The organism is Asaccharospora irregularis DSM 2635 (genome assembly GCF_900129815.1).
Classification (GTDB): Bacteria; Bacillota; Clostridia; order Peptostreptococcales; family Peptostreptococcaceae; genus Asaccharospora; species Asaccharospora irregularis.
In genome coordinates, this window is the sequence record NZ_FQWX01000052.1 from 1 (window position 1) to 10,965 (window position 10,965).

The window sequence follows — 10,965 nt, forward strand, 5'->3', positions numbered from 1 at the left end:
AAGCGCGAAGCCAACTTCAAGATAAGATTTCCCACCGCAAGGTTAAGATCCCAGGAAGACTACCTGGTTGATAGGTCAAAGGTGTAAGTGCAGCAATGTATTTAGCTTATTGATACTAATAGATCGAGGACTTGACCAATATATGATTCATTCACTTATATATACAGTTTTGAAAGTGTTAATATTTAGTTATATAGTTTATAAAATTAAATAATTAATTCTTTTTATAAAAGATTATGTGGTTATTATAGCAAAGAGGATACACCTGTTCCCATTCCGAACACAGAAGTTAAGCTCTTTAGCGCTGATGGTACTTGGTGGGCAACTGCCTGGGAGAGTAGGACGTAGCCACGTAATCTTTTTTTGTGTATAAAAAATCATATTTAATAATTCAAGAAGTTAGTTTAAAAATTAGTTTAAAAATTCATTTGAGAAACCAATAAAAATAGTTATTAAAAGTAAAATATTTATATCAGAATATATAATAATATGTAAATTAAACATAATAATATATAAATTAGGTTTTATTATATTTAATTTATATATACTATTCTTGATTTTTAGCTTTATTGTATATAGAATTATATAATAGAGTTAAAAATCAAGTTTTTTAAATATAGAAAAATAATAGAGAAATTAACATTATTTGACGTATTAGAAAGGAAGGTGTAGTATGAACGCTGATGAAAGAAGACAAAGATTAATTAAAATATTAAAGTCCTCTAATGAGCCGTTAAAAGGTGGTAAACTAGCCGAAATGCTAAATGTAAGTAGACAAGTTATAGTTCAAGATATAGCTATTATAAGGGCAAAAGGATTTGAGATAATAGCAACATCTCAAGGATATATAGTTTATGATAAAATTTATATAGAAAAAACAATCAAATGTAAGAATCATAAATCACCACAAGAAATTTATGATGAATTAAAAACCATAGTAGATATGGGAGGAACAATAAAAGATGTAATAGCAAATCATCCTACTTATGGAGAAATAAAAACTGATTTAAATATAGAGTCAAACAGAGATATAAATGAATTTATGGACAAAGTAGCTAAAAATGAATTTAAACAATTATCGACATTGACTGAGCACGAGCATATACATACAATAACTGCAAAAAATGAAGATATAATAAATGATATATTAGATGAGTTAGATAAAAAGAAAATATTATCGGAATAGATATCATATTAGTATACTAGGACTAAAGGTTCTAAAAGGAGGTAGTTTTAAATAGTTTCTAAGTTTAGCATATCCCAAAGAACAATACAAAATATGATCGATGATTTTAATAGAAAAAGTCAGAGTATTGTATATGCAATAATAGTGTTAATAATTGGATTATATATATCAAAGATTGTCAAGAAATTAGTATCGAAGTTTCTATTTAAATATAATATAGGAAAAGGTGTAACTAATTTTATAGTATATGGAATATATATATCTATGATATCTGTAGTAACTTTGACCTGTTTAGAGATTATAGGAGTTAAAACTACATCAGTTGTTGCTGTACTAGGTGCTGCTGGGTTTAGTATTGGATTGGCATTTAAGGAGATATTATCTAATTTAGGATCTGGTATGATTATATTATTTTTCAAACCTTTTAATATAGGGGATTATATACAGGGATCAGGTGTTGAAGGGTTTGTTTCAGATATACAGGTATTTAGTACTGTTTTAAAGACACCAGATAACAAAACTATAATTGTTCCTAATTTGCAATTAACTAGTAATAATATAGTAAATTATACTCACCAAGAAAAAAGAAGGATAGATTTTTCATATATTGTTTCATATGATAGTGATATAGACCTTGTAAAAAAAATCCTTAGTGATATATTTGAAGAGGAAAAAAGAATATTAAAAGAACCGAAACCTATAATAGGAATATATTCTATAGAGAATAATACGGTAAATATAGTAGCAAGACCGTGGGTAAAGACAGATGATTATTGGGATGTATATTTTGATATCATGGAAAGAGTTAAAAAACAATTTGATTTAAATAAAATAGAAGTTCCTTTTTTAATGGGAGTACCATATTATAATAATAAGTCGTGTCTTATGAATAATACAACAAGAAGCCAAGATAAAAATGTTTAAATATGTGTATTTATAGGTGTTTTTAATTGATTTATATATTATAATTATACTTAAAAATTAAATTAAAACGCGCATAATTTTACAGTTGAAATAAAAAGAAAATAAAAAAATATATAAAAATTAAAACAAATTTGAATAATAGTATTGAAAGTTGTTAATATATATAATATAATGAGTATCAAATAAAACAATAGTTAAAAGCAATGAAAGAGATTAGTAGAAAGCAAGTTTGTATTCAGAGAGTGGGTGTTTGCTGCGAACCCATTACAATGGTTTTTGAATCTACTCCGGAGCTTCTAGATTTAATATCTAGACGTTTACCTACGTTACAGGAATGAGAGGATTATACAATATGTATAATCAACTAGGGTGGCAACGCGGATAAAAGATTTTCGTCCCTTTTTTAAGGGGAATACGGAGGTCTTTTTTTTATTGCAATTAACTGTGTTCTATTAAAAATAATGTATTAAATGCATGCAAATAAAGTTATCGATAACTAGTATAATAATAAAAATAAGCAGTAAAAAAACGTTTTTGATCCAGTTAAAACAAACAAGGATAAAATTAAAATTAAACAGAAATAAATAAGAAATTATTAATAATATTATAAAACAAATAGGAGGTACTAAAATGCTAGATATTAGAAGAATAAGAGAAAACTTAGAAGATATAAAAAAAGCGATGGATAGAAGAGGAGAAAAAGAATTTAATCTTGATATTGTAATTGAATTAGATGATAAGAGAAGAGAAATTCTTAAAGAAGTTGAGGTAATGAAAAATGAATTAAATGTTGAGTCTAAAAAGATACCGCAACTTATGAAAGAAGGAAAAGATGTAGAAGAACAAAAGGCTAAATTAAAGAATTTATCAGATAAAATAAAAGAAATAGATGAAAATCTTAGACAAATAGAAGCAGAAATGGAATACAATTTAATGAGAATTCCAAATGTACCTCACCCAGATGTTCCACAAGGAACGACAGACGAAGACAATGTTCAAGTGAGAACATGGGGAGAACCTACTAAATTCGACTTCGAACATAAAGCACACTGGGATGTAGGAACAGGATTAAATATATTAGATTTTGAAACAGCTGGAAAGATAACTGGTTCAAGATTTACTTTATACAGAGGCCTAGGTGCTAGATTAGAAAGAGCTCTTATAAACTTCTTCTTAAACACTCATACTGAAGAGAATGGATATACAGAAGTTTTACCACCATTTATGGCTAATAGAAATAGCTTTATAGGAACAGGTCAATTACCTAAATTTGAAGAAGATATGTTCAAATTAGAAGGGTTAGACTACTTCCTAATACCAACTGCAGAAGTCCCTGTAACAAATATACACAGAGATGAAATATTAACAGCGGAACAATTACCTATAAAATATTGTGCATATACTCCATGTTTTAGATCAGAAGCAGGGTCTGCAGGAAGAGATACAAGAGGTTTAGTAAGACAACATCAATTTAATAAAGTAGAGTTAGTTAAGTTTGTTGATCCAAATGAATCTTATGATGAATTAGAAAAATTAACTAATGATGCAGAGAGAATATTACAGAGATTAGGATTACCATATAGAGTGGTTAGAATATGTACAGGAGATTTAGGATTTACAGCTGCATTTAAATATGACCTAGAAGTTTGGATGCCAAGTTACAATAGATATGTTGAAATTTCTTCTTGTTCAAACTTCGAAGACTTCCAAGCTAGAAGAGCTGGAATAAGATTCAAGAGAGATAAAAAATCTAAAGCTGAGTATGTTCATACATTAAATGGATCAGGATTGGCAGTAGGAAGATGTTTAGCAGCTATATTAGAAAACTACCAACAAGAAGATGGAAGCGTTGTTGTTCCAGAAGCTTTAAGACCATATATGGGTGTAGATGTAATAAAATAGTTAAAATATGTAAATAATATAATAAATAACAATATATAATAGACATATAACACAATACAAGGGAGAGCCTAAAAGTTCTCTCTTGTATTAATTTGTATTATAAACAATATAAATTTAAGTTGAATTATAAAATAAATTATGATAATATAGATTTGTTATAAGTTTTTGGGAGGAAGTATGAAAAACTCATATTATATGAAAGAAGCATTGAAAGAAGCGTACAAAGCATATACTAAAAATGAAACTCCTATAGGGGCAATTATAGTCAAAGATGGAGAAATCGTAGCGAGAGCACATAATCTAACTGAAACACTTAAGGATTGTACTGCACATGCTGAGGTTTTAGCTATTAGGAAGGCTTCTGAGATACTTAACACTTGGAGGTTGAATGATTGTAAGCTATATGTAACCATGGAACCTTGTATGATGTGTAATGGTGCAATAGTAAACTCAAGGATAAAAAAACTTATAATAGGAACTAAGCATATAAAAAATTCATATATAGAGAGACAGCATGAATTTATGTTGAATTATTTAAACGAAAATAATATAGATGTAACTTCTGGTGTTTTACAAGAAGAATGTTCAATAGTTCTACAACAATTTTTCAAGGAATTGAGAAATAGATAATAAGGAGAGATGGTCGAGTTGGTCGAAGGCGCTCGCCTGGAAAGCGGGTATACGGGTAAAACTGTATCGTGGGTTCGAACCCCACTCTCTCCGCCAACACATAATTAAATATGGTTGTAATTTTGCTGTACTAGATGGGGAGGTAGCGGTGCCCTGTAACCTGCAATCCGCTATAGCAGGATTGAATTCCATCTAGAGGCTTCGATTTTGTAAGGCTGCCCTAAATAAGTGGTGTTGACACTTAGGTCCTACGCAATGGAAGCTCATGAACCCCGTCAGATCCGGAAGGAAGCAGCGGTAAGTGATTACTTTCGTGTGCCGTGGGGGTGCCTAAGTTGAGCTAACTGTTTAGGTAACGCTTATGGAATCAAGTCAATAGATGGTGTACAGCATTTAATATAAAAAATAAATCCCTTTAACGAGGGATTTTTTTAATAAAATATAAAATATATCTCTAAAATAAAAAATTTATTTCTAAAAAAATTATATTTACATAGTAGAATCCGATTTTTATTTTAGAAATATTGTATAATGTTTAGAGGATGGAAATATTATATAGATACGGCTAATTATTATAAATTTATAATAATTATATTTTTAAGGAGGTCAGTATGCATAAAGCACTATATAGGTCATATAGACCAACTACATTTGATGATGTTGTAGGTCAGAAACATATAACTAAAACCTTAAAAAATCAAATTCATAATGATAATATAGGACATGCTTATTTATTTTGCGGAACTAGGGGAACAGGTAAGACATCTACTGCTAAGATATTTTCAAGAGCGGTTAATTGCCCTAATAGCATAGACCAAGAACCTTGCAATGAATGTAATGTTTGTAATGATATTTTAATGGATAGAACCATGGATATTGTGGAGATAGATGCTGCATCAAATAATAGTGTGGACGATATAAGAGAGCTTAGAGAGAGTGTGAAATATTCACCTACTGAGGCTAAGTATAAGGTATATATAATAGATGAGGTGCATATGCTATCCTCGGGAGCGTTTAACGCACTTTTAAAAACATTAGAAGAACCTCCTTCATATGTAATATTTATATTGGCTACTACAGAACCACATAAAATACCAGCAACAATTATATCTAGATGTCAAAGGTTTGATTTTAAGAGAGTTACAGTAAAAGATATATCATCAAGAATGAAAAAGATTTGTACAGAGGAAAATGTAGAAGTAGAGGAAAAGGCGCTTGATTTGATAGCGAGAAATTCCCAAGGGGCTCTTAGAGATGCACTTAGCATACTAGACCAATGTATGTCCTTTGGTGATAACAAAATAAATTATCAGGATGTTATAGAATTACTAGGAACTATAAATACAGATCAATTGTTCGAACTGTCTAATTTTATAATAGATCAAAATACAAAAAAATCTCTAGAAATACTAAATGAGCTTGTTTTATATGGAAAAGATATAAGGATTTTGATTGATGAATTGATATCTCATTTTAGAAACCTAATGGTTTGCAAGGTATCTGTGGATGTAGATGAGTTGATTTCATTGCCAGAGGAGAGTATAACTCAGTTAAGGGAACAAGCTCAAAATATAGATATAAATGACTTGATAAGAATATTAAATATATTATCTGTCACACAAAATGAAATAAAAGTGGCTTCAAATCCAAGGATTTTAGCTGAGATAACTTTTATGAAGATAGCTCAACCTATGTTTGATGAAAGTAAGGAATCTCTTATAAAAAGAATAGAAAACTTAGAGAGAATCATAGAAACGGGAAACATAAAAGTTACCAATGTAGTTCATGAACATATAGAAGATAAAGCAGATACTATAAAAGAAGATATAAAAAATGATATATCAGCTAAAAAAGAAGAGCTATACGAAGAAATTAAAGAAGAAGATATAAAGTTAGTAGAGTATTCATGGAAAAAAATATTACAGAAAATAAAGTCAGATCGAAAGGCACCTTTATATGCTCTTTTAAATGAAGTAGATTTCTTTAGTGTTTACTCAAACACTTTACATATAATATTTGACGATGCTTTTAAGTTCTCGGTAAATAGACTATACTCAAAAGAAACTACGGAGTATGTAGAAAAAGTGATGAGAGAAATTATAAGTAGAAGTTTTAGAATAAAGTTAGTCTTAAAATCTGAGGTTGAAAATATTATCCCTGATATAAAAAAGAAAAAAGATAAAGGTGAGGAGTTTTTAAGAGAAACCCTTAATGAAGAAGTATTAGAAGTAAAGGAAACGCGCGACTAAATTCAAGGTAGCTAATAAACACGGATATGATATAATATTAGAATAAAAATAACTTGAGGAGGAATATTTATAATGGCTAAGAAAGGTATGCCAGGAATGATGCCTGGAAATATGAATAATTTATTAAAGCAAGCTCAAAAAATGCAAGAAAATATGGAGAAAATGCAAAGAGAATTAGAGAGCAAAGAGATAGAAGCTTCAGTTGGTGGTGGTGCTGTTACAGTAAAAGTTAATGGTAAAAAAGAAGTTTTAGATATAGCTATAAAACCAGAAGTTGTTGACCCAGATGATATAGAGATGTTACAAGACTTAGTTTTAAGTGCTATTAATGAAGCTTTAAGAAATGTTGATGAAGTTACATCAAGTCAAATGAGTAAGGTAACTGGAGGAATGAACATCCCAGGTTTATTTTAGTAGGTGATTATATGCAAGTTTATACAGGCTCGATAACGAGGCTTATTGAAGAATTTTCAAAGCTTCCAGGAGTAGGGAAAAAGACTGCACAAAGATTAGCATTTCATGTTGTTAATATGAATGTCAATGATGTAGAGGCCCTATCAAAAGCTATAATAGATGCAAAAAGAGAGATAAAGTATTGTTCGATTTGTTGTAACATAACGGACACAGATCCATGTAGTATGTGCTCTAATAAAAGTAGGGATACAAGTGTAATATGCGTGGTGGAAGACCCAAGGGATGTTGCAGCTATGGAAAGAACTAGAGAGTTTAAAGGTCAATACCATGTTTTAAATGGAGTAATATCTCCAATGGATGGAATTGGGCCTGAAATGCTTAAAATAAAGGAATTAATTCAGAGACTAAGTAATCAAGATGTAAAAGAAATAATAATGGCTACAAACCCTACAATAGAGGGAGAAGCTACTGCTATGTATATAGCTAGACTCGTAAAACCTATGGGTATAAAGGTAACAAGAATAGCTCATGGACTACCAGTAGGTGGAGATTTAGAGTATGCTGATGAGGTGACAATATCAAAGGCATTAGAAGGAAGAAGAGAAATATAGAAAATCGAGGGGGATACCTCGATTTTTTGTCGTTAAATGACGTTAATTTTATATCTAATTTTTACTAGATTTATTGAAGAAATTATTTGGTTATTGTATAATTTGTTGTATAGTTATTAAAATTTTTAATAGGGGTGCAACATGAAATCAACTATGAACTTAGAAGAACATAATGCTATGAAAGAAAAAAGACTAAAAAAACTAAAATCGAAGGGTAAAACCAAACATGATGATATGGATACGCTAGAGGATCTTAGTTTTATAAACAAAAAGAAATCTAAAAAAACTTCTAAAAATAAGAATACTGCATTTAGAAATAACTACAAGAATTATCAGTACGACTATGAAGAAGATTTTTATGAACCTCTTTAGGGCTTTATCGGATAAATGAGTGGAATTTAGCCTAAAAATCAAAATAATAGAATATAAAAAATCCCTAGGTAACTATAAAATAGGGATTTTTATAATGTGCATATAAGGAAAAAAGCAACCTATTAATATGATTATTAATAGGTTGCTTTTTTATTCATTATTCATCTAATTTATTTAAGATATCAGATTCTGATGTATCTTCTAATATTTCATCAGAGTCTATTAGTTCATCTAAAGTTTTAGATCTTTCAGAAAAAATGTCAAAAGCAAGATTCGCTATGTTTTGAGCAGAATTAAATTTTCTGATAGATTTTATATTCTTCTTTAACATATCTAGCCTAGATGGATCATCAATCAATACTTTTAACAAAATAGAAAGACTGTATTTTTTTGTAGTTCTAAGAGCTGCACCGCAATTTGAAAGAAAATCTAGATTTTCTTCTTCTTGTCCGGGAATATAGTAAGGAACAATCATAGGAACATCTTTAAGTAATGCCTCTGTTGTGGTTAGGCCACCGGGTTTACTTATTAATACATCAATAGAAGCCAAAATATCGTTCATCTTATCTGTATATCCAAGAACCTTTACCATTTTACCATTATGGTAAGAAACTAATTTCTTATCTATTTTTTCCTTTAAATTTTCATTTTTACCCGTTATAACTAGAATTTGAAATTCTCTGTCTATTTCGAGTAATTCCTCAAGGGTTTCTTTAATATTTCCGGCACCAAAACTTCCACCCATTACTAATACTGTAAGTTTATCAGGAGAAAATCCAAGTTCCGATAAAACCGTTTCTCTATCTCTATGTGATAAAAAAGATTTTTCAACAGGTATCCCAAAAGCTTTTACTTTATCACTATCAACACCCTCGTATACTAGCAATTCTTTGACATACTCATGTCCTACTACATAATAGTCTATCTCATTTTGTATCCACGTAGAGTGAGTTGTATAATCAGTTAGCACAGAAATCATAGGAGGAACACAGATAGTGTTGCCTTCATATTTATGAAAAGGGTCAATTAAAACACTATAATCTACATGTGTAGAACTATTCTTTTTTAATGTGCTAAGAGCTATCATGGGAAATGGATGTGTACCAATAATCAGATCGGGCTGTGTATCCCTAAGAAGCTTTTTAAATTTTTTTGCCATAAAGGATGTGATTAAATTATCTTTGAATTCATTTTTTGATATTAAACTAGTTTCAGATAATCTATACACACTTCCATAGGCTTTTGGAGTATATATGGCTGACTTCTCATATCCGTTAGAAATTATCTTATCCATTGTATTGTTAACTAGTTTAAGACTATCTATGATTTCACATTCAATTGGAACTCCATCAAATAATTTATTTGTCAATTCTTCCTTAATAGCTCGAGCAGCTCTGTTATGTCCTCCTCCTGTAGAAGCAGACATAATCAATACTTTTTTGCTCATAACAAAATCCTCCTAAAATATAGAGTTATTATAATCCTCCTAAAATATAGAGTTATTATATTGTATAATAACATAATTTTATGTATTATAATTATATTTAAAAATTAAACTTATTAATAAATTATTTCCTAATAATGAGTTAATAATAATCTAATACAAGATTACAAAAATTACAAGAGTATTAATAAATAGTTTACATGAGGAGGAAATATAATTGAATCATATAGAAATATACAGTAGTGATAAATGTCTAGAGTGTAAAAAGGCTAAGGAATATTTTGATGAAAATAATCTTGAATATATAGAACATAATGTATTTAAGGTTATAGAAGCTAAAAGAGAGCTTATTAGGATGGGGTATATGTCTTTACCAGTAATAATAATAAATGGTAATCATATTCTTGGTTTTGATTTAAATAGAATAAAGAAGTTAATAAATGAGTAACAAATAAAAAAGTAACTACATAGTATATCTAGTCACTAAAAAATAGACTGTAAAAAGCGTTTGGGATAATTTGTAGTAATAAATTTATAAACTCATATAAAATGTGTTAGAAAACAATAAGTTTAATAAAATAGTTTGATGCAAGTGTATTATTTAAAGTAAATGATTTATATAGAATAAAAAGAAGAAAAAAGTATAAAATAGAATAAATACCAGTGTTTATATTAATCTTGTCAATTTACTTTATATTTTTGGTATACTTATATAAAATAGAGGAGTAGAACCTTAACTTATCGAAACATTATAAAACAGTTAATTTATAATTGATATACACAGAAAGTCTATTCTAATATTGTAATTTGTATTAAAAGATAAATTATAAATAAAAAATAAAAAATATTTAAAAAGTATTGACGAGAAAAAATAAAGATGGTATAGTATTACTTGTCCTTAAGAAAAGGCAAAAGTAAAAATAAATTGAACTTTGAAAATTAAACAGTAGGTTAATTTATAGAATTGAAACAACACAAACCAAGCCAGATATTCAGATAATGATTAGTCTGAGCAAGGAAAACAAAACTTTTATTTGAGAGTTTGATCCTGGCTCAGGATGAACGCTGGCGGCGTGCCTAACACATGCAAGTCGAGCGAACCCTTCGGGGTGAGCGGCGGACGGGTGAGTAACGCGTGGGTAACCTGCCTCATACACATGGATAACATACCGAAAGGTATGCTAATACAGGATAACATGTTTTTATCGCATGATAAAAATATCAAAGCTCCGG

10 protein-coding genes, 1 tRNA gene, 3 rRNA genes, 1 other RNA gene and 1 other annotated feature are annotated in these 10,965 nt (G+C 29.2%); of the genes, 14 read left to right on the forward strand and 1 reads right to left on the reverse strand.

Annotated features, from left to right (window positions below; translation table 11 throughout):
* The 12 genes from BUB34_RS12140 to BUB34_RS12195 all read left to right on the forward strand — a co-directional run.
* Positions 1 to 139 (forward strand): 23S ribosomal RNA (locus BUB34_RS12140); the annotation flags it as partial.
* A gap of 98 nt (positions 140 to 237) precedes the next feature.
* Positions 238 to 354: ribosomal RNA gene (gene rrf, locus BUB34_RS12145) — 5S ribosomal RNA — on the forward strand.
* Between the two features lie 319 nt (positions 355 to 673).
* Positions 674 to 1,186 (forward strand): transcription repressor NadR, encoded by a 513-nt coding sequence (locus BUB34_RS12150; protein WP_073127659.1) that lies wholly within the window; start codon positions 674 to 676, stop codon positions 1,184 to 1,186.
* 93 nt (positions 1,187 to 1,279) lie between these two features.
* On the forward strand, positions 1,280 to 2,110 hold the full coding sequence (locus tag BUB34_RS12155) for a mechanosensitive ion channel family protein (RefSeq protein ID WP_084120401.1): 831 nt from the start codon (positions 1,280 to 1,282) through the stop codon (positions 2,108 to 2,110).
* Between the two features lie 194 nt (positions 2,111 to 2,304).
* Positions 2,305 to 2,513 (forward strand) — a binding site (T-box leader).
* A gap of 227 nt (positions 2,514 to 2,740) precedes the next feature.
* Positions 2,741 to 4,012: a serine--tRNA ligase gene (gene serS / locus BUB34_RS12160; RefSeq protein WP_073127663.1), complete on the forward strand. Its 1,272-nt coding sequence runs from the start codon at positions 2,741 to 2,743 to the stop codon at positions 4,010 to 4,012.
* Positions 4,013 to 4,189: 177 nt separating this feature from the next.
* Positions 4,190 to 4,642 carry a nucleoside deaminase gene (locus tag BUB34_RS12165; RefSeq protein ID WP_073127665.1) on the forward strand — a complete coding sequence of 151 codons (453 nt, stop codon included), beginning with the start codon at positions 4,190 to 4,192 and terminating at the stop codon, positions 4,640 to 4,642.
* Between the two features lie 3 nt (positions 4,643 to 4,645).
* Positions 4,646 to 4,738: transfer RNA gene (locus BUB34_RS12170), tRNA-Ser, on the forward strand.
* Between the two features lie 29 nt (positions 4,739 to 4,767).
* An RNA gene (gene ffs / locus BUB34_RS12175) (signal recognition particle sRNA large type) lies at positions 4,768 to 5,032 on the forward strand.
* Between the two features lie 221 nt (positions 5,033 to 5,253).
* Positions 5,254 to 6,891, forward strand: coding sequence for a DNA polymerase III subunit gamma/tau (dnaX, locus tag BUB34_RS12180; RefSeq protein ID WP_073127667.1), 1,638 nt, complete (start codon positions 5,254 to 5,256; stop codon positions 6,889 to 6,891).
* A gap of 72 nt (positions 6,892 to 6,963) precedes the next feature.
* Positions 6,964 to 7,305 carry a YbaB/EbfC family nucleoid-associated protein gene (locus tag BUB34_RS12185; RefSeq protein ID WP_073127669.1) on the forward strand — a complete coding sequence of 114 codons (342 nt, stop codon included), beginning with the start codon at positions 6,964 to 6,966 and terminating at the stop codon, positions 7,303 to 7,305.
* 11 nt (positions 7,306 to 7,316) lie between these two features.
* Positions 7,317 to 7,916 (forward strand): recombination mediator RecR, encoded by a 600-nt coding sequence (gene recR / locus BUB34_RS12190; RefSeq protein ID WP_073127671.1) that lies wholly within the window; start codon positions 7,317 to 7,319, stop codon positions 7,914 to 7,916.
* A 141-nt stretch (positions 7,917 to 8,057) separates the two neighbouring features.
* The gene (locus tag BUB34_RS12195; RefSeq protein WP_073127673.1) at positions 8,058 to 8,288 is read left to right on the forward strand and encodes a hypothetical protein; all 231 of its coding nucleotides are present in this window, start codon (positions 8,058 to 8,060) and stop codon (positions 8,286 to 8,288) included.
* Between the two features lie 157 nt (positions 8,289 to 8,445).
* On the opposite strand, the gene BUB34_RS12200 is transcribed toward BUB34_RS12195, so the two are convergent.
* Entirely contained in the window at positions 8,446 to 9,735 is a 1,290-nt protein-coding gene (locus BUB34_RS12200) for an MGDG synthase family glycosyltransferase (protein WP_073127675.1), read from the reverse strand.
* 214 nt (positions 9,736 to 9,949) lie between these two features.
* Here BUB34_RS12200 and BUB34_RS12205 point away from each other — a divergent pair, with 214 nt between their 5' ends.
* Together BUB34_RS12205 and BUB34_RS12210 are read left to right on the forward strand one after the other, a co-directional pair.
* Positions 9,950 to 10,180, forward strand: coding sequence for a glutaredoxin family protein (locus BUB34_RS12205; protein WP_073127677.1), 231 nt, complete (start codon positions 9,950 to 9,952; stop codon positions 10,178 to 10,180).
* 582 nt (positions 10,181 to 10,762) lie between these two features.
* Positions 10,763 to 10,965: ribosomal RNA gene (locus tag BUB34_RS12210) — 16S ribosomal RNA — on the forward strand; the annotation flags it as partial.

Excerpts from the sequence above, each read along its gene's own strand:
- BUB34_RS12165 (WP_073127665.1), top strand. The coding sequence starts at position 4,190 with ATGAAAAACTCATATTATATGAAAGAAGCATTGAAAGAAGCGTACAAA.
- BUB34_RS12200 (WP_073127675.1), bottom strand. The coding sequence starts at position 9,735 with ATGAGCAAAAAAGTATTGATTATGTCTGCTTCTACAGGAGGAGGACAT.
- BUB34_RS12155 (WP_084120401.1), top strand. The coding sequence starts at position 1,280 with ATGATCGATGATTTTAATAGAAAAAGTCAGAGTATTGTATATGCAATA.
- BUB34_RS12195 (WP_073127673.1), top strand. The coding sequence starts at position 8,058 with ATGAAATCAACTATGAACTTAGAAGAACATAATGCTATGAAAGAAAAA.
- recR (WP_073127671.1), top strand. The coding sequence starts at position 7,317 with ATGCAAGTTTATACAGGCTCGATAACGAGGCTTATTGAAGAATTTTCA.
- BUB34_RS12185 (WP_073127669.1), top strand. The coding sequence starts at position 6,964 with ATGGCTAAGAAAGGTATGCCAGGAATGATGCCTGGAAATATGAATAAT.
- dnaX (WP_073127667.1), top strand. The coding sequence starts at position 5,254 with ATGCATAAAGCACTATATAGGTCATATAGACCAACTACATTTGATGAT.
- BUB34_RS12150 (WP_073127659.1), top strand. The coding sequence starts at position 674 with ATGAACGCTGATGAAAGAAGACAAAGATTAATTAAAATATTAAAGTCC.
- serS (WP_073127663.1), top strand. The coding sequence starts at position 2,741 with ATGCTAGATATTAGAAGAATAAGAGAAAACTTAGAAGATATAAAAAAA.